15 protein-coding genes are annotated in these 19,316 nt (G+C 50.4%); 8 read left to right on the top strand and 7 right to left on the bottom strand.

Annotated elements, in window-relative coordinates:
* The first annotated feature begins 12 nt into the window (after positions 1–12).
* From KKG35_12075 to KKG35_12050, 6 genes are all read left to right on the top strand, one after another.
* On the top strand, positions 13–1,203 hold the full coding sequence (locus tag KKG35_12075) for a glycosyltransferase (protein ID MBU1738864.1): 1,191 nt from the start codon (positions 13–15) through the stop codon (positions 1,201–1,203).
* Positions 1,204–1,315: 112 nt separating this feature from the next.
* Positions 1,316–2,239: a sulfotransferase gene (locus KKG35_12070; GenBank protein ID MBU1738863.1), complete on the top strand. Its 924-nt coding sequence runs from the start codon at positions 1,316–1,318 to the stop codon at positions 2,237–2,239.
* Between the two features lie 9 nt (positions 2,240–2,248).
* Positions 2,249–3,982 (top strand): right-handed parallel beta-helix repeat-containing protein, encoded by a 1,734-nt coding sequence (locus KKG35_12065; GenBank protein MBU1738862.1) that lies wholly within the window; start codon positions 2,249–2,251, stop codon positions 3,980–3,982.
* Positions 3,982–5,280, top strand: a complete 1,299-nt coding sequence (locus KKG35_12060; protein ID MBU1738861.1) for an O-antigen ligase family protein — start codon at positions 3,982–3,984, stop codon at positions 5,278–5,280. Before KKG35_12065 ends, KKG35_12060 begins: the two co-directional genes overlap by 1 nt.
* A gap of 69 nt (positions 5,281–5,349) precedes the next feature.
* Positions 5,350–6,090, top strand: coding sequence for a WecB/TagA/CpsF family glycosyltransferase (locus KKG35_12055; protein MBU1738860.1), 741 nt, complete (start codon positions 5,350–5,352; stop codon positions 6,088–6,090).
* Positions 6,091–6,169: 79 nt separating this feature from the next.
* The gene (locus KKG35_12050) at positions 6,170–6,862 is read left to right on the top strand and encodes a class I SAM-dependent methyltransferase (GenBank protein MBU1738859.1); all 693 of its coding nucleotides are present in this window, start codon (positions 6,170–6,172) and stop codon (positions 6,860–6,862) included.
* Positions 6,863–6,882: 20 nt separating this feature from the next.
* Here the strand turns inward: KKG35_12050 and KKG35_12045 are convergent, their stop codons facing one another.
* The 7 genes from KKG35_12045 to KKG35_12015 form a co-directional block, all read right to left on the bottom strand.
* Positions 6,883–8,571, bottom strand: coding sequence for an undecaprenyl/decaprenyl-phosphate alpha-N-acetylglucosaminyl 1-phosphate transferase (locus KKG35_12045; GenBank protein MBU1738858.1), 1,689 nt, complete (start codon positions 8,569–8,571; stop codon positions 6,883–6,885).
* A gap of 162 nt (positions 8,572–8,733) precedes the next feature.
* Positions 8,734–9,594 carry a hypothetical protein gene (locus KKG35_12040; protein MBU1738857.1) on the bottom strand — a complete coding sequence of 287 codons (861 nt, stop codon included), beginning with the start codon at positions 9,592–9,594 and terminating at the stop codon, positions 8,734–8,736.
* Positions 9,591–11,696 (bottom strand): YjbH domain-containing protein, encoded by a 2,106-nt coding sequence (locus KKG35_12035; protein ID MBU1738856.1) that lies wholly within the window; start codon positions 11,694–11,696, stop codon positions 9,591–9,593. The genes KKG35_12040 and KKG35_12035 overlap by 4 nt, the downstream gene beginning before the upstream one ends.
* 22 nt (positions 11,697–11,718) lie before the next feature.
* Positions 11,719–12,723: a hypothetical protein gene (locus tag KKG35_12030; GenBank protein MBU1738855.1), complete on the bottom strand. Its 1,005-nt coding sequence runs from the start codon at positions 12,721–12,723 to the stop codon at positions 11,719–11,721.
* Positions 12,724–13,143: 420 nt separating this feature from the next.
* Positions 13,144–15,432, bottom strand: coding sequence for an SLBB domain-containing protein (locus KKG35_12025; GenBank protein MBU1738854.1), 2,289 nt, complete (start codon positions 15,430–15,432; stop codon positions 13,144–13,146).
* Positions 15,433–15,749: 317 nt separating this feature from the next.
* Positions 15,750–16,064, bottom strand: coding sequence for a hypothetical protein (locus tag KKG35_12020; GenBank protein MBU1738853.1), 315 nt, complete (start codon positions 16,062–16,064; stop codon positions 15,750–15,752).
* A gap of 385 nt (positions 16,065–16,449) precedes the next feature.
* The gene (locus tag KKG35_12015; GenBank protein ID MBU1738852.1) at positions 16,450–17,052 is read right to left on the bottom strand and encodes a hypothetical protein; all 603 of its coding nucleotides are present in this window, start codon (positions 17,050–17,052) and stop codon (positions 16,450–16,452) included.
* Positions 17,053–17,332: 280 nt separating this feature from the next.
* Between KKG35_12015 and KKG35_12010 the strand changes: the two genes are divergently transcribed.
* Complete coding sequence (locus KKG35_12010; protein MBU1738851.1) at positions 17,333–18,139, top strand: UDP-2,3-diacylglucosamine diphosphatase; 807 nt, start codon at positions 17,333–17,335, stop codon at positions 18,137–18,139.
* Complete coding sequence (locus KKG35_12005; GenBank protein MBU1738850.1) at positions 18,117–19,160, top strand: glycosyltransferase family 1 protein; 1,044 nt, start codon at positions 18,117–18,119, stop codon at positions 19,158–19,160. Before KKG35_12010 ends, KKG35_12005 begins: the two co-directional genes overlap by 23 nt.
* The last annotated feature ends 156 nt before the right edge of the window (positions 19,161–19,316 follow it).

The following is a 19,316-nucleotide window of genomic DNA, read 5'->3' as shown; positions in this document are numbered from 1 at the left end:
TTGAGGCAGGGAATGAAAAAGAAACTTTGTATTCTCCTGAAATCTCTGCCGACTGGCGGAGTTGAAAAAATGATGCTTAACCTGGCAGAGGGTGTGGCTGAAAGGAACTACCAGGTCGAGATCGTGTTGTTTGAATGTACGGGTTCCCATATTGCCTCAATTCCTGAATCGGTAAATCTGCTCGGATTGATGCCGGAAGGGAAGAAGCGGGGGGTGAGAAAACTATTTGCTGTAGCAAAGGCCTTCCGGCAGTATGTAAGGAAGAACAGACCCGACGTGGTCATCTCCGCCAAGGAGCAGGCAAATCTCGTAAATGTCCTCTTCAGGTTGCTTTGCCGGAACAGTTATCGTTCGGTTATAACCAGGCATGTGCCCCTGGATGGTGGACTGGTCGGTACGGATGCCAAACCTTTTGTCATCTGGCTCTACAGGCATATTTTATGGAGGGCGGATCGAATCGTTGCCGTTTCCGAAGGTATTGCCGGAGAAATTCGATCAATGATCCCGGCTCATGCGGCAGACCATGTTTCGGTTATCTGTAACCCCGTAATTGACAGCTCGGTATTTGAGAAGGCCTCACAGACGCTCGACGAGCAGTGGCTCGAGGACAAAAAAGTTCCGTTGATGGTGGCATCGGGCAGGCTTTCTCATCAAAAAGGGTTTGATATATTGTTGGAGGCGGTGTCGATCCTCAGGGAAAAAATGGTGGTGAAGCTTCTGATTTTGGGCGAAGGTGAGATGCGCGAGCGGTTAATGGACGATATTTCGCGGCTGTCACTTGAAGAGGATGTGAGGTTGGTGGGATTCAAAGTGAATCCTTACCCATATTACAAGAATGCAGATGTCTTTGTGATGTCGTCCAGGTGGGAGGGTCAGCCACTTGCGCTAATCGAGGCCCTTGCCATGGGAACACGAGTTGTTTCCACAGACTGCAGAACCGGGCCAAGAGAGATATTACAAGGTGGCAGGCTCGGCGTCCTGGTGCCAAGCGAAGACCCGCGAGCACTTGCGGAAGGGATAGAGGCGGCTCTCCGGAACCCTGCGAATAAAAATTTATTGAACATGCATAGCGAAACGCATTCCCCGCAGCTTGCTGCGGAGAGCTTCAATGAGACAGAGCATAACATTCAGCAATACACGATCCCAGCGGCGAGTGCGGAATATGACAAACTGTTTTGTCGCCTTCTGGGTGTTTCGGATTAGCGTAAACGTGCCCAATTGAACACGGAGATGAAAAGTCTTCTGAACTTCAAACGAATTACTTTGATATGCCGCATGAGCCCGGAACTGTAATCGAATCCTTGAGGAATATTTTGTGAGTGCGGATGAATGTAAATCGGGTGTGTTGCCCAACCTGCTTCTCGGTGGGCCGGGGCGTACGGGAACAACATCCTTGTTCGCATATTTGTCGAGTCATCCATTGGTCTGCGGTTCGCAAAAGAAAGAAACCGGTTATTTTCTCAACCCGCTTTTTAACCAGCCCCTTGCTCCAATAGAAACCTACACAAAATTATTTGCAGGTTTTACCGGTCAAAAGTACGTACTGGAGGCGACCCCTGCGTATCTGCTTGGGGGGAGAAAGGTTGCGGACGCGATAAAAAAGGTGCTTGGGGACTTCAGGGTTGTATTCATCCTCCGAGATCCTGTAGAGCGATATATTTCCGGGTACTGGCATATCCGGAGTAAAGTCTTGCAGGACGAATCTTTGACATGCGATGATTATCTCACCCGCTCACTCGGGGTTACCATTGAATCGCTTCAGGGTTTCGACGATCTCCACTATGCAATTCTTGTGGAGGGAAAGTATGCTGACTACCTTGAGCAGTGGTACGAGGTTGCGGGCGAGGATAGCATCTATATCATGTTTTATGATGATCTTGTCAGGGATCAGCCTGAAACTTTGAGGGAACTGCTTGCCTGGCTCCATCTTCCCCCTGAGGGGATAGCTGAAAGGATGCCGCATTCCAATAAAGCGCTACAGGTACGATCCAGCACGATGCAACAGCTCGCGAGGGCAATTGTCAAAAATGGCGAGCCGTTTCTGCTCAGACACCCAAACTTAAAGCGTGCTTTAAGTGAAATTTATTATGCGGTAAATTCAAAAGGTAAGAGGGAGACCTGCCCTCCACGAATTCGGAGTTATCTTGAGGATTATTACAGAGAGCCGAACAGAAGACTTGGGGTTTTATTGCGGGAGAAAAACACTCCACAGTTGCCGGGTTGGCTGGTGGAGTATTAGGGGAGAGATATGAAAGCAACGTTCAATTTTTCCAAGGTTTTTCTCTTTCTTTCTTTTGCAGTCTGGCTCTCTCCGATCGGTTCCGTAGAGGATGCGCAGGGGCTTGATCTGGCGACTGGGGGCAATATAGTGGACGCGGGTAGTTATACCTCATTTTCCTCGGCAATTGACGCAATCGGCGGCAGAAGGTCGACCCTTCTTATCAATAATCAGACTATTGTTCTGGAAGACAAGACGGTTCCTCAAAATGTCGGGCTGATGTTCCTGAATGGTGGAGAACTCGATGTTCGTTCTGGAGTGAAGGTCGCTATCAATGGGCCTTTGGACGCTGGCCTTTACCAGATATTCAGCGGCACAGGTTCGGTCAGTATAGGTCAGAGGTCTGTAAAGGAAGTGCATCCTGAATGGTGGGGGGCGGTTGCCGATAATCTGACAGATGCAGGACCGGCGATTCAGAAATCCATCGATGCATCACCCGAAGGTTCTGTTATCAGATTTGGTGGTGGCACGTACCTGACGTCTGCCAAGATCGTATTTGGTCCCGATCGCTCTTATATTGGCGACTCCCACAGCGGAAGTGGCACCGTAATTAAACAGATGGACAGCTCGAATATCTCTGGGGCGATCTTCGTCTCCTCGGGCTGGGTGAAGAATGGGGTTTTTGCCGATAACAGGGTGATTTTCCGTGATCTCCTTATCCATGGCAACAAGGAAAACAACAAAAACGCCCAAACCCATGGTGTACTCAGTATGAACTATTATTCTGTTTTTGAAAATATTACGGTTTTCGGAACAACGGGTGACGGCATAAGATTTACAGACCAGAACAGTGTTGGAGCCACAATCAAGAAAACTGCAGTTGGCAATAAGGTCATCCATTGCAAGTTTATCAAATGCGGTGGCTCAGGCATCAGGGGAGATGACCACGGAAGTATTCTCACTGACGGCTACCTTATCGATAACGAAATCGGCTCCTGTGGCGAATACGGTATTTATATAGCCCGAGGCGCGGGCTGGAAGGCTCTGGGAAACTACATCTATGGAGCAGGTCTTGACGGGATATTTTTCGGTCGAGGGTGGAATAGTCAGATATTAGGTAACACGATAGATAACTTCGGGTTGAATTCTACCGGAGGAGTTGCCTCCGGTATAGTTATTGGCGCAATCAGCGACAATGTCCCATGTCTTATAAACGACAATATCATCAGCCTTCCCCGAAAGATTGAAGGTAAAATTTATCGAGGCATATCGGTGACTTCCGGCTGGGGGGTGACAATGGCTGAAGTAATTGTCGGGAATAACATAGCCAGATTCCCCGGATCCGGAACATTCTTTGGGGCAGGAGGCAATGGCGGAGGGTCTATCCATCTTACAGGCAACAAAGTGAGTGGCGCAGAGATCGCAATATCCAGATCGGGTGACAAAGTATTGATTGTTCATAGCGGCAACAGCTTTGACCTAACCTTTGAGTTGTTTGCTGACGGAGATTCAACTCCCAGCGTACTGAACGGAGCTCATTTCAGAGTTGCGAACAGGCAGGAGACAATAATCACCGGTTTTGACGACGGCTTTGAAGGGCAACGGATTATGGTTGTTTTCGACAGTGCGAAAACGACCTTGGATTTTGCGCAAACCTCATTAAGGGGTAACAGTGGCGTTGCCTGGGTGCCCAATCCCGGAGATTTCATGGAATGTGTTTTCAGCGGGTCAGTCTGGAACTGTTTTACTGGTAAAAGCAAATAATGTTCAGTGTTAAAAATTCGAAGATTAACTTCAATGTCCATGTTCTCTTCTGGTTTCTTCTCACCCTGTATCCATCTGTGATGTCTCTTGCAGGAAGCACCTCTCTGGCCCAACGAGTCATGCATGTGTTTTTTTTCGTTTTTTTCTCAGTTGCTATCGTATTCTTTCAGAGGCAACCCTGTGTTGAGCGTAAGTATCTAGATTGTTTCTTGATATACCTTTTGTTGACATTAGCTTATTACGGTGTGGTCACTCTCGCGCATTCCGGCAATTTACAGATGTCGGATCTCGTGGATCTGGCCAGGCCAATCGTTTATTTCTGCTACTTTGTTTTTCCTCTTTTTTTCCCTCTTGACGAGATGCAATTCAGGAAATTTTTCAAATATTTATTAATCTTTTGCATGATACAAATCGCCTTTTCTTCCCTTGTTTATTTCGACTGCTTCTGGCCTCTGGTGAATATTTATAAAGGACGAATGAGCGACGATATTCAGCTCTTTCATTTCTTCCGCTGGTCTGGAACCTTTGGTTATCCTGCCGACTTTTCCTTTTTCCTGTCGTTTTTCATATATTTCCTGTTTCTTTCTCTCCGTTACAGGCTTTTTGGCAAATGGAGGATTGTTGCGGGATTGCTTCTAATGACAACAGCGTTAATCCTGACGCTGTCCAGAGGCGGGCTTGTGACCGTTGCGGTGATGCTTGCGGTGGCTTCTTTTATGTATAAGCGAGGGAGGGGCTTACTGTATTACACTTTCATTGCTCTTATGTCCGGACTCGTCGTATATCTCGCTCTCAATTTTATTGAGGGTCAAAAATTTAATTTCGCTTACGTGTCTAAACTTTATGAGGAAGGAGTTGAGGCCCCCTCTGCTTCTCACAGAGTTATTGAACTCAAACTGGCATGGCACATCATGCTTGAGAACTTCCCGATCGGGATAGGTCCCAACAGAGGAGAAATCGGCAAGGTGCTGCCGGTCATTGAAACGAGTTACGGACATTATCTGATCAAGTGGGGGGTTCTCGGATGGCTCCTGTATATGGTATCTGTTCTTTATACGGGGAGATTGTCTTACAGGATTTGGAAAACTCATGCAGACAGATATGTCGCCACTTTTGCCGGAGCGATGTTTCTCCTTATTATATCCGTCCCCCTGGTTTTCGGGTTTTCGTCGGCTATCACCGACCGATATAAAGTATTGCCATTTTATTATGTGATGTTGGGTTATCTGGTGATGCTCGCTGCAAATAACAGGAAGAGGCTGCAATCGAGTCTTTTTTCCCGGCACCATCACGGGTAGTTTAGAGTTTCTTGAAGGTTTTTCTGATAACAGATTACGTTCGCCACAAATAGGGATTTCATATTGAAAATGGACAAGACACTCAGGATTCTCGATATAAACATCCATAACCTTTCGTATGTGGAGGTTCTGGAAAAGGTGGAAGAGTTTATCCGGTCCGGACAGTCTCATATTATGGTCTGCGCGAATCCCGAGATGGTTTTGTACGCGCGGAGGAAACCGGAATATCGGGATTTTATCAATAGGGCAGATCTCGTTACTCCCGATGGGGTGGGTCTCCTGCTGGCAGCCCGGGTTTTGGGACATCCTTTAAAAGAGCGGGTAACCGGCACGGATTTGTCTGAATCTTTCGGGCGGCTCTCCGCGGAAAAAGGATACTCAATGTACTTTCTTGGTGGCGAACCGGGAATAGCAGAGGAGGCAGCATCCAGCCTGGCCAATCGGTATCCTGGCGTCAACATTGTCGGGATACACCATGGATTTTTCTCCAGCGACGACGAAAAGGAAATCGTTGCGGATATCAAGAACAAAAAGCCGGACATCCTGATGGTGTGTCTCGGTATGTACATACAGGAGATGTGGATTCAGAAATATTTCCGGGAATTGAATGTCCCTGTCTGTCTGGGCAATGGCGGTGCGCTCGATTTTGTTGCCGGGAAAAGGCGGAGGGCACCGAAATGGTTGATGGGGCTGGGGCTGGAATGGTTGTTTCGCCTTATTCAGGACCCGTCATGGGCGAGAATAAAGAGACAGATGACCTTGCCTCTGTTCGTGTTCAAAGTACTGCTTCAAAAGGCTGGATTTAGATGAAAGTGTTAAATGAAAACAAACGAAGGTGGGGGGGGACTATTCAGGATTTCTCTCCGCCCAAGTTGAAAAGGAAGGTCTGATGGGTACGATTAATTATACGGGACAAGAAGGGGATCAATACCACCGGCTGAGACATGGCGAGATCTTCGGAAATGAAGATCTCATAACGGCCTGGGGAAGGTATGCCCAAGCGACGTATCTCAGCGAGGTGACCTCCGCTCACAAGGTGCTGGAAATCGGGGCCGGAACGGGTATCAACCTGAGTAGCGTCAACAAGTTGGCCGACGTGGTTGCCGTTGAGCCGGCTGAAGAGGCCAGGGAGCATTGCCGAAAGCTCGGGATAAAAGCTGTTTCATCCCTGGACGATTTGCCCACCGACGTCCGCTTTGACTATATCCTGATGCGCCACGTCCTGGAACACACCAATGAGCCCCGCCAGTTTCTGGTTACTGTTCGCAATATGTTGGCCCAAGGGGGAAAGCTGGTGCTGGTTCTGCCGGTTGAATCGCCTTACAAGAAAATCGACCCGGGAGACATAGACCACCACCTGTACTGCTGGAACCGGCAGACGATTGGGAACCTTTTGACTTCCTTGGGCTACCGTGTGACGGAGGCGAGAATTAACCGATATAACGGCAGGAGGATTTTCCTGCCTGTATTTAAGTTTTTCGGGGTGGGGGTTTATGGCAAGCTGCTTTCCATTCTGGGAACGATTATCCCTCACTCCGAGATAATTGTGGTGGCGGAGGAGAAGGGAGAGGGTGGTCCGTAATTACTACTTCTATAAAACTTCTACCAGAAAGCCCTTACTCCCAATAGAACTATTGCAACCTGCAGGCAGGCGATCAGTTTGGTGTTTCTTCGCACCTGTCGGCGCAGCATCATTTTTGCTCCTGCCAGAATCGGGATCGAGAGTACGCACGCGATCACTAGGTTCTGCTGGATATTGGGATCCAGCTCCAGCATCCGCCCCCAGAGCAGGGGAATACACCAGGAAATGACAATCAGTAAAAGTTCAAAACTGGTCGGCAGGATAACCTTGTAGCGACGGTTGTATGCGACCCGGCAGATGACCCAGAAAAGAGACAGGATGCTGAGGCAGGTTAGGTAATAATGGATCCAGAGCGGATGGTTGGGGTTGAAGATGTAGAGGAGCAAAAGTGAGAACAGGGAGAGGAAGATCAGGGAATGGGCCATCCCGGTGTCATTTTTGCCGCCATTCCAGGGATAAAGGGTCAGGACAAATATTGCTACCGCCGCGCTGAAAAGCCCGAAAGGCTTTGTTACGGGCGGGAGAAAGAACACGGGAAGAACAAGTGACAGGGCGAGGATATATGGCGGGTATTGATCGTTTTTCCCGATCCACCTGATAAGTTTGAAGCGAAAAGACCGTTTCGATACACGAGTTCTGGTTGCCGGGGTTTTCCTCGCAAAAGAGACAGCTTTCTTCTCAAGCAGGAACAATCCCGTGTAAAACACCAGATAGACTGCGAACAATAAGTAGAATTGAACCCATTCCTGCCGGTCCTTGAGCCACCAGCCGATCATCCCGAGCCCGAACAGCGCCCCGTAGATAATCGTGACCGTCATTGAGTGCGTGAAGCCAAGCGCTAGCAGGCGATGATGGAGGTGCGTTTTATCCGGCCGGACCGGACTCTTCCCGTCAAGCAGCCGTTTGACCATAACGTAAAGAGTATCCGCTACCGGCAGACTTAAAAACCAGAAGAGGGTGATCGGCTGGATCTGCTGCCCGGCGGGGTTCTCCTGGACCATTGCGACCGCAATGCAGGCCAGGGAAAACCCGAGGAGCAGGCTGCCGGAATCTCCCATGAATAATTTTGCCGGGTAGGTATTGTAACGAAGGAAACCAAGAATGACCCCGAGCAGGATTACCGACACTCCCAACACCTCCCATTGCCTGGAGATAAAAGCGAGAGGCATGAAAAAAATGCAGGCGATCACACTGATCCCGGCGGCAAGGCCATCCAGCCCGTCCGACAGGTTGAGTGAATTTATGAACCCCACCATGGCGAATATCGTTATCGCCATGGCAAGGGGCCCGGTCCTGATATCGCCCGGGCCGAAAAGGTTTCCGAAGTGGGTGAGCTTGATTCCGCAGATGAGAATAAAAATAAGGACGGCGGTAATCTCTCCGGCAAATTTCATAAACGGAGAGATCGAGATTTTGTCATCCATCAGGCCGACATTAACGATCACAACGGCCCCGGTGCCGAAGGCCCAGAAAAACGGGGTTGATTTGATGAGAAGGACAAGCGACAGCAGAACGGAGAAGGCCATTGCCAGGCCTCCCATCCGCGGGACGGTGTTGATATGTACTTTGCGGGCATCGGGGAGATCGAGGATGCCGATGATCCGGGCGATTTTACTTGAAAGAGGGGTGAGAACAAGGGAGAGCAGAAGAGCTGTGTAAAAATACAGTCCCAGGCTGCAGAAGACTATCAGGTAATCAGGCGCGTTCAATGGGTTTTACGTTATGAGGAGGCGTTGGATTGTTTATTTCTCCGACCGGGTTTTCCCGGCCCGGATACGGTATCGTACAATGTGTACCGGCTGAATACCAGAAAAAGTTTTCCTGAAAACCAGCCCCGGAGGATAGCGGCTCCGGATGAAATCCGGGTCTGTTTAAGAGGCGTTGAACATTTTATCAAAGAGAGTCATGAAATATGCCGGCAACCGGTCTTTCCAGGTTTTCTGCTCGGGGAATTGTGATTCCAGCCAGGCGACCCAGCGACTGGAAAAGGCTTCGATCTGTTCATGCTGGTTCCTGCTTAAAGCGAGGTTTGCCGGCGGTGCGGCGGCGGGGGGGTCGAGTTTTCTGGTGATGACGATGATGATGCGCTCGGTTTTGTTTGTCAGATAATATGAGCCCACTCCCATGACCCATTCAGTCTGGATCTGGCCGAAGAAAGCGGACCATTGCAGGAGATCTCCGGTGTTGTTACCGGTTTTTGAAGTGTACAACCGATAAGGCTCGGCGAGCGGGTAAGGGGTGATATCGAATCGTGTTGCGTCGTTTCTCTGAAAGATAATGCTGATGAACGTGTTGTCTTCATTCCCCCAGAGAAACTGTTGCATGATCGTTGGCTTGAGGCTTGTCAGCCGGTTTTTCAGCAGGGTGAAATTCTCGGGCAATGCAACCTGGCGCCCGAAACCGTGCAGACTGCTCCCATCGTGTCTGATGTTTAACGGGTTTGACGGAACGGCAGGATGATCAGCTGTCCGGTCTGCCACAGGTCGGTTTCGGCTCCACCCCTTGTCGTTGATACATTGCAGATAGTGGCGGGAGAAGTTGGCCGGATCAATACTCTTCCCGGTTTCGCTCTGCTGCAGGGCAAATTTTTCTGCGATGATTTCGCATTCCCTTGAGTCGAGATTGAAGTCGTGCTGGGTGGCCCCGGCCTTGTACCAGAGGTTTGGCGAGGAGGTGCAGGATGCGAGGAGGATTGCCGCTGCAGACAGCGCTGTTTTGAGGTTATTCATCATCGCGTCATGTCCTCAAGATGGGCCCTGGTGTGGTTGACACTCCGGTAAGGATCCATCGGATACAGTTGGCTGGGTTGTCTGACGGACTGTCCCGGATCCCTGGTGAAGCTGGTGAATGCATACTGGAGGCTCCCCCGCTGGTCCCGATCTTTGAAAAGAGAAAGGGGGATGCGGATAAAAACCCCTTTCTCGTTGTTTCCCCTGTTTAACTCCGAAACCAGATGGTCGGTGTCGGTATGGGTGTACCATGCACCGATGGTGAAATATTTGAAAGAGCGGCGCAGTTCGGTTCTGACTCCGAAATCACCGGCCAGAAACTGCCCGATCTTCAGGCCTGCCTCAAGCCCGAGGCTGGGCCAGAGTTGCCCATAGAGATTCAGGTAGTACGTTTCATAGGTTTTGCTGATTTCATCGTGAAGTTTAAAGTTGTTCGCGGTGTCCCTTTTCCGGACGAATTCACCCTCGAGCCCCAGACCAAGGCGGCCATCCTTGAAATACCGGAACACTTCCCCGCCGACTCCGGCGTATGCGCTTTCGAAAATACCGGCGGAGAACCGTCCCAGAACATGATACGGCAGATTGAGGTGCTGATCATAGGCGAGGGTTGAGACCCGGGCCCGGGACTCCCGTTCATACAGGATGAAATCGGTCCGGGCGGGGTCCGGCTCAAGATTATCATAGGGCACTTCATCCCATTCGTTCAGAAGGGTGAACTCAAGTTCGCCGATGAGCAGCCCGTTTTTCCATGGAGAGATGGATGCTCTGGGCTGGAGGAAAATCTTGTGCCTGAAAAAACCCGAAGGATCGTTCAGCAGGGTTTTAATTTTGAGGTTCATGTCCCAGTTGAGCCGGTCGTCCTGAAAATGATAACTGCCGATATTCTTTTCAGGGGTGAAGAAATCCTTCTTCTGAGACGCATTGTACTGGGAGAGCTCGGTGAATTTCAGGAAGGAATTCTTGTCGGTTTTACGGGTCATGAAGGCCCGCAGTTCCTCTCTGGTGGACTTCATCGACTGGATGACCTGGCCCTGGGACATCAGGTTGAGATAGAAGGTTTCGATTCTCTCCGGCGCCAGGGTGTCCAGAACCTTTGCCACCCTGCCGAAGGCCTTGGCGTGGGAAAGATACTTTGCGTTAATAAATTCGATGTAGATCTCCCGGTCATTGACGGAAGCGGTGACATTGAGGAACCCGTCCCCCTTGAGTTCGGTTGCCAGCAACTCGGCCAGATCTCTGTTGTCCGCCGCATGGGCCTGCCATTTGTTCTTTTCGGTAGTGGAATATGGCGCTTCCTTCGTCCAGGGAAGCAATCCTTCCGGCTCCAGAGGAAGATCAAGGGACAGCCCGATACTCCATTCCTCTCCCCGCATATATCCGCCCTGAAGATAGAGATGTTTCCCGACCTTGTACTTTAGGCCGAGGTTGACCGGCCAGCGGGCCTTGTCCGGTGAACCGTGCATCCCTTCATATTTAAAAGATGAATATTCCGCAGAGAATGTGAGGTCCGGACGGTGATGATATTCCAGACCGCCGAATAATCGTGTTTTCCTGCCGAGGCGGGAGAAAAGAAAGGTGGTGTCAAATGTTTCCCCCTTTCGCTTTCTGGAAATGTCGTCAAGGGATTCTCCGCCCATCAAGCCCTGACCGGCCCCCAGGGTGAGGTCGAATTTGTGCATGCCTTTTGACAGAACAAGGTAACGGGACGGGAAGAGGGAGGTTCCGATCGGGTCGTAGATCCCTATCGCCGTCTGGGGGAAAAATTCATCTTCTCTGGTGAGCACGAGCCGGGCTCCGGCATTACGGTCTTTATGGTACCCGTAGCCCTGGTCTTTAAAGGGGAACAGGTTGGAGTTTTCCGTGAACTGGCCGTGAATTTCCAGCCGGTCAAACAGGCCGAGGGCCACCCCGTAATAACGGAATGGCTCGGCTTTTCCATATTTGAAACGGACGTTCCAGTCCGGGAGAATCCTTGCGGTCGGCATGTCCCAGAGACCGGTGTAGGACTGCAGAGAAGGGAGGGGAGGAGGGATCTCACCGGCGGTCGCCCGGGGGGAAAGCCCCCCTATCCAGAACGCAGCAAGTATGACGAGTAGATACCGCATCAGCCACACTGCATAATGGCGCTCAGGAAAAATCCGGCGTGGATGCTTCCCGCTGTCTGGCAGTGCGCAGGAAGTTATGGAAAAAGACGAGAAACAGGGCGATAAACGTTGAGCAGAAGGCGGTGAGGGCAACAATCAGTAATTTTTTGGGTTGAAAGGGTTTTTCCGGAATGAAGGGTTTATCCAGAACCTTGAAGGATTCGAGTTTTCTGGCCTCGGAAATTTTGGCCAGCTCCAGTTGCTTGCGCAATTCGGTATAGACAGTCTGGGCGGTGATCCTCTCCCGCGATATTTTTGAAAGGGTCAATTTTTCATCGGGGATCTGTCGTTCCCAATATTCAAGTTCCGCGGTGGTTTTTTCCAGTTGCTTTTCAACAAATTCCCGTTCCCGTTTGGCATTGGAGTCGTACTCATTTTCAAGGAAAAAGGTGAGCTCGGCAATGACGTGATTGACCATCCGGGCACAATACCCGGGATCCCTTCCTTCCCAGTCAATAGTGATCAGTTCGTTTTTCGGGTCCTGGCGGGAAGAGTAGAAATCCTCAATCTTTTCTTCCTGCAGAGCGGTAACCAATGTGGGTTTTTTTTCCGGAGCGCTGACCAGCCATTGCTTTTTGCCGGAATCCCAGAGGTCTGGATAGAGAACAGGCAGCATATCGTATTTCGTGATCAGTCTCTCTTTCAACGTACGGCTGTCAAGAAAGGTCATGATATTGTTTTTTCCCTGCCCGGGAATGGAGATCGGTAATGGAAGGTTGCCGATCAGGCCGTTCAATTTACCCAGAGAGGAACTTTCATCCTTGATGGGGATGAGGGTGGCGGTTGATTGATACGTTTCCTCCAGAACAAAGTAGCTGATTGCCAAGGAGGCAAGTACGGAGAGGGTTACAAACAGAAGAATAAACAGTCTGCCTCTCCATATGACCCGCCAGTATTCAAGCAGATCGACTTCATCTCCCCGATGACCCTGTATAGGGAAAGGCGAATATGCGGATACGGTTTTATCGGTGTTTTCAGGTTCGGTCATATCTTGCTGGCGCTGTATGAATAATCTTTCACCGAGAGACGCGGCGGCCACAGGGTTATCTTATTGTACACTAATGCGGAGGTGCTTGTGATTCATTACACAACTTTCCGAGTTTGGCTGATCTCCCGATAAAGCTTAAGTTGAGCAGCTGGCCTGCTCTTACGAAACTTATACCCCTCAAGGGGGTACTGAAGTGAGTACCCGAAGGGTGAAATAAAGGGGGTTCGGCGATTTGTTCGTGCATGTGTTCCACAAGTAGCCAGAAGCCAGGAGTCAGAAGCCAGGAGAAAAGCTTTAAAATCAGTCATTCTGGCTTCCGGCTACTGGCTTCTGAATTCTCATCATGGAATGTCACAACGACTCTGAACCATTTTGTAACAGCAAATCAACACCATAAGACATTTCGGAAAGTTGAGTTCATTATATCGCGAAAGCAATTCCCGCGGTTGTGGCAATTTTGAAAACGATGTCCGAGATATCCCTGATCAATTTCAAGGCGGGAATACGCTCCAGGTCCTCGGGAACAACGATGGTATCACCCGGCATCATTTTTGTTTTGCCGAAGCTGCTGAACATGCCGCTCTGGGAAGAGGCAACGACCTCGCCGTTTGCTTTCATCAGATAGATGTTGTCGGCGTCTGCGGTTTTGGTGGGACCGCCTGCCAGGGCAAGGTAATCTTCGAGGGTATATTTAGTCTGGTACAGAAAGGAATTTGCACTGTATACACTGCCGACTACCGAAACAAAATTCGGCTGCTCCGGAATCGTAAGGGTGTCCCCATCCCGCAGTTCAAAATCAAAAACACTGTTCCTGAATGTTGCAAGCGGGGCCAGGGTGATATTGATTCGCCCTTTTGCCTTGACGGACCGCAACCTTTCCACGAGCCCGGTCAAGGCCTGCTGTTCGGCCATCGGTTGCGATTCATTGGCGTTTGAGATGAGATGGACCTGCTCAGCAAGGACCGACTGGACCTTCACCTCAAGGTCATTGACCATGTCATTGATACTGGTCTGCTGGAGTTCCCGGGCCTTTTCAGAGGTGAAATAGGCCCCATGAAAATAAGCGTTCTCTGTAAAACCTCCGGCCCGTTCAATCAGGTCGGAAAGACGCTCTCCGTCTTTGATCCGGTAGGAGCCGGGAAATCTGACTTCTCCACCGATGGAAACGCTTTTGAAGCTGGCCGCATCCCTGATCTGCCGAACGTAGACGTAGTCGTACGGCTGTAATTGAAAAGCTCCATCATCCTTGAAAGACAAGGTCTGATGGACAGTGGACACGGAACCGTTGTTGATAATCTGGCGGCTTAGATCAAGGCGGGTGCTGTCGGCATCAAATTTGAACCCGCCCGACATCCCGATCAGATCCGCTAAAGTAAGCCCCGGAGTAAAGATATATTCTCCGGGTTGCCAGACACTGCCGACGAGTTTCACCGGTTCGGTTATGTTGAATTGAGTCCGGGACAGGATTTCGATTCTGTCGTAGGGGTTGAGAGCGGTATTGTATGAACCGCTCATGACGTCCTTCAGGGGAAAACGCTCAACCCGATACCGGGTTGTTGCTACGTCATAGCGGTGCAGAAGGGCAAAGTCGGTAATGGTGTCGGGTTTGAAAAGTTCCGGTCCGGTAAGGATGTCGGAAAGCTGCAGACCGGGTCTGAATGTGAAAACATCTTCCGCCCAGACATTTCCCTGCAGACGAATGACTTGCGGCCATGAAGCGTCGACAAATTGCAGTTCAAGGAGGTCGCCGTTCCGGATGGCGACTTGTGCCAGATCAAGGTCCTTTGCCCTGCTGTCGAGATCCGAGACCACAAACTCCTGGTTTTCGTTGAATCTGCGGAGGAGCATTTTCACGGTAAAGCTCTGGGGTAATGCGCCGCCTGCCAGTTGCAGAAGGTCTGCCACAGAGGTTTCACCGGCGAGTTCATAAATGGCAGGCTGGGCGGCTGCGCCGGCGATGGCGGCGGTATGGCCAAGGCGAGGGACAAAAAGAACATCCCCGTCCTTCAAAACCACGTCGGCATCACGTGACCCTTTGAGCAGCAAGGAATAGAGATCAATTGTCTGAATCGTTACCCCGTCTCGAACCAGGCTGATATTTCGTAACGACCCGCTTTTCTTGACCCCCCCTCCAGTTATGAGGCCGTTCAGGACCGTTGAAAAGGGCTGGATAAGATGGAGCCCCGGGCGTTCAACTTCGCCGACCACATAAATTTCCATGCTTCGCAACTCTGAAAGAGCCACATTGATGTTGACGCCCTGCGTATATTTTTCCGCTTCGCGGAGAATGACCCCTTCGAGTTTGCCAAGAGGTGTCCCGGCAAGGGGGATGACCCCGAGATTGGGGAGACTGAGGGTCCCTTCTTTACTGATCACGCCGGTGTAATCGGTGTCGAGACCACTTCCCCAGAATCTGACATGCAGGGTGTCACCCGGACCGACGAGATAGTCGGGACCGGGAACAGCCAGGCGGCTGATTGATTGGCTGGTGGTATTAAAAAGTGAATAACCATATTGAGTCAATGATTGAGCAATTGAGGAGTTGTATTGTTGTCGATAAAGCTGTTCGGTGGTTGAGAGCGTTTTGTTGCCGGTTGCCGGATTTGATCTCCCATGGGACGCGCTGTCCTCTGATGATCCGCCGGCATCGGCTGTTTCATGCTCCCGGCTGGTCGGCAAAGCGCCTGCCGAGCGGTTTGTTTCGGTCATCAGAGACCGGATATGTTGCGGGATGATGAGCGGGGAGCGCTGTTGAAGCTGCCTGACCTGGGACTCTGACAAATTAACCACGCCGCCACTCACTCCGGATGGGCTTTGGGAAAGGATGTCCTGAGCACTGCTTTGATGAATACTGGCAAATGAGCCGAGGGAGAAGGTGAAAACGAATAAAAAAACGAGATCGGATGCCTTTCGATACATAGAAAATCCCCGGTATTAAATGATATGAACGGCGAGAGACTCCGAACAAAAAAGGCTGCTTTGCAGCAGCCTTTTTTTAACTAGAATTCAGTTTTTATACAAGGGGATTAATGTTGGACGGCGGTGGGGCTGCTTCCGCCACTGCTGGAAGAACCACCCATGGCGATTAAAGCGACTACCGCTACGGCGGCAAGGGCTCCGGTAATTTTACCGATACCGATTCCGGCGGCATTAACCCCGCCTCCTTCCGCAGCACCTGCGGCGATGCCACCCACGGCAACGCCGGTGGAGACAACTGCAGCATTGCCTGCAGCGCTTCCGGCGGCGATGCCTGCCCCTGCATCAGACTGCGCCAGACAAAGCGATGTTGATGAGATTGCAAAGAGAAGTCCGATGATGAATGCCGTGATTTTCTTTTTCATATCCGCCCCTTTCCAGTTTACAGAAGTTCAATTTCAAAACAAAATTTTTGTTACTGTTACGGTAAGGTTTTGCAACACCTGTGCCACACTGTAGTGTTGTTTGGGAACTCTTATATTTTGCGGGTCCTGGGGGTAAATTGAATAACCAAAAGGGCGACTTTGCAGACCGATTTTGTAATTTTGCAAACCCGGGTTTCGAAAAAATGCGAAATCTTTCGGGTGATGGGGCAAGTGCAATTTGTTCTTCCAAGGCACCGCCTGAACGCAGACCTTTCTGCTGTGCAACCAGATTACTGATATAATTTGCGGTCTGCGGCAGGGATTGAAACCTCCAATCCTGCTTCAGGATTGAAAAAAAGGGGGAGAGCCCCGGAGGTGTGTGCGGTCAGGCGAGGTAGTTTTTCCGGAAAGAGGAGTGCGCAGCGGAGATGGTTCGATATGGAATGCTTGCCAGATAGAGGCTCCCCGAACAGCAACCGCCGACTGCATACTTGTCCGCGAACATATTGGCGACAATCAGATCACCCCCGAGCATCTTGCATCTGTCGCGCAGCCGGCGAAGATTTTCGACCAGCGGAAACCTCTCTGGGGAGAGGGTATGCAATTCACTGTTCATGCCGTAGATGTAGTTGATCTGATCGGGGGGAATGCCCGGGCTGCTGTCATCAACCATGATCGTGAGCCACCACTCGCCGGTTTCCTTGAACAGATCCGGGGAGACGGAAATCCTGACGATTCCTCGCTCGGTGTTTGCAATGCTTGCCTTCAGGATGTCTGAAGTTAATTCATAGATAAATCCCTCATCGCCATAGAAGCTGTCAGGAAGATCGTTTTTGAATTCCACTTCCAGATCAAGCCCCTTGGCGTTGGCCTCAAGCACTGAGGGAACCACCCTGGTGCAGAATTTTTTTCGTACCACTGCTCCTGAGACCGGTGAAGTGAATTGTGTCCGCCCTTTGAATTCGCTGATCGTGTTTAGCCTTTCCATCGTTTCCCTCGCTGGCAGTTGGATAAATGTTGCTTGCCTGTCCGTTCGTTCAAGTCGGCGGCAAACGGCCTGAACTCCTGTAGGCTCCTGATCTTGATGATAGACGTTAGATTTTAGGATCGGATTACAGAGTGATGAAAAGTGTGTTAGCGGATGGGCAATAAAGCTTTTCTCTTGGAAACAGGTCGGAAAGAAAAAACAGGAATTTAATCCCGTTTTTACCTTTTCCTAATCTCTTGAAGGTATGAAGTTATGAAAGATCATGCAGGAGGGGGAATAAATGGTGCAAGAGCATAGATCCATCTGGATATCAGATACCCACCTGGGCGCCAAGGACACGAACAGCAGGTATCTGCTTGATTTTCTCCAAAATAACAGATCGGAACATCTGTATCTGGTGGGGGATATCATTGATCTCTGGAAGGTTGGCGCCTTCTGGCATTGGCCGGTTATCAACCAGGAGATAGTCGAACTGGTCATGGATAAGGCCAGGGATGGTACGAAGGTGTATTATATTCCTGGGAACCATGATCAACTGTTTCGCCATTATATCGGCAGTGAAATCAACGGGGTGATGGTCGTTCGTGATGCGGTTCATACTACCGCCGATGGACGGAAGTTTTTAGTCCTTCATGGTGATGAGTTTGATCCCGTCGCGACATACAGTCGCTGGTTGTCTAAGCTCGGAAGCAACACTTATCAAATCCTGCTTCGCCTGAACCGCTACTATAACAACTTTCGAAGGTCGATCGGGTGGGGGTACTGGTCCCTTTCCGCGTTTTTAAAGCATCAGGCCAAGGTGGTGGTAAACTTTATAGGCGATTTTAAAAGCGAAATCATTCTTGAAGCTGAACGTAGAGAGGTTGATGGTCTGATCTGCGGACATATCCATCACGCTTCGTTCGAGAATATCGGAGGATATCTTTACAGTAATACCGGTGACTGGGTAGAAAGCTGCACAGTACTTGTCGAGGACAACCTGGGGAGTCTCAGGATTCTGCATTGGGCCGACCAGCAGGAAGTCCTCTTTGTTGAACCGCCTCTCCTGCCGAACTTGCCGGCCTATGCGCATTGCTATAATAACTGATGCCTGGCACCCTCAGGTGAGTGGTGTTGTAACGACATTAAACCAGACGATTCATTTTCTGAAAAGTTGGGGCAATCAGTTGCTGGTCGTCACCCCCGAAGATTTCCGTACGGTCCCATGTCCTTCTTATCCGGAGATTTCCCTGGCCCTTTTTCCCAGGAAAAAATTAAATCGGTTAATGGACGAGTTTTCCCCTGAAGTGGTGCATATCGCAACCGAAGGCCCCTTGGGCTGGTCAGCGAGGCGGTATTGTCTGCAACGTGATATCGGTTTTACTACGTCCTACCATACGCGTTTCCCGGAGTATGTGAGGTTGCGGTTTCCGGTTCCTCTGGCTTTTTCCTATAAGGTAGTGCGAAGGTTTCATCGTCCGGCCAAGAGAACAATGGTTGTCAGCAACAGCCTGAAGGCAGAGCTTGAGAACCACGGTTTTTCCAATATTGCCTTGTGGTCCAGGGGGGTAGATACAAATATTTTCAAACCCCGGGGAAAAGAGTTCATCAAAGCGACTCGTCCGATTGCAATGTTTACCGGACGGGTTGCGGTGGAAAAAAATATTGAAGCCTTCCTGAAGCTTAACCTGCCCGGCACCAAGTATGTGGTCGGTGACGGCCCTGCCCGCCGTGAACTGATGGAGCGGTATCCAGAGGTCTGTTTCCCCGGATTTAAACACGGGAGCGAACTAGCAAAATACATGGCTGCGGCAGACGTGTTTGTCTTTCCAAGTCGGACGGATACATTTGGTGTGGTCATGCTGGAGGCCAATGCCTGTGGTTTGCCGATTGCCGCTTTTCCCGTCACCGGGCCCTTGCAGATTGTTAAAGGGGGGGTAAACGGTGTTTTGGATGAAGATCTGGAGTCTGCAGTGTTGCAGGCCCTTGGAGTTCATCCGGAAGGTTGTCTGGCCGAGGCAGGCCGATATTCATGGGAGGCCAGCACGAGACAGTTTCTTGAAAACTGCTACCGAAACCATGATCCGGCTCAAAGGAAAAAATTAGATGCGGCGCCACGCCTTTCCTGAGAACGGACTGCGGTATAAAGCTGAGTTGAGCAGCTTGCCTGCTCGTACGAAACTTATACCCGAAGGGTGAAAAGCTGAGTTGAGCAGCTTGCCTGCTCGTACGAAACTTATACCCGAAGGGTGAAAAGCTGAGTTGAGCAGCTTGCCTGCTCGTAC

The sequence above is a fragment of the Pseudomonadota bacterium genome (genome assembly GCA_018823285.1).
GTDB lineage: Bacteria > Desulfobacterota > Desulfobulbia > Desulfobulbales > JAGXFP01 > JAHJIQ01.
Note: the sequence above shows the minus strand (reverse complement) of the source record. Positions and strands in the feature narration are given on the sequence as shown.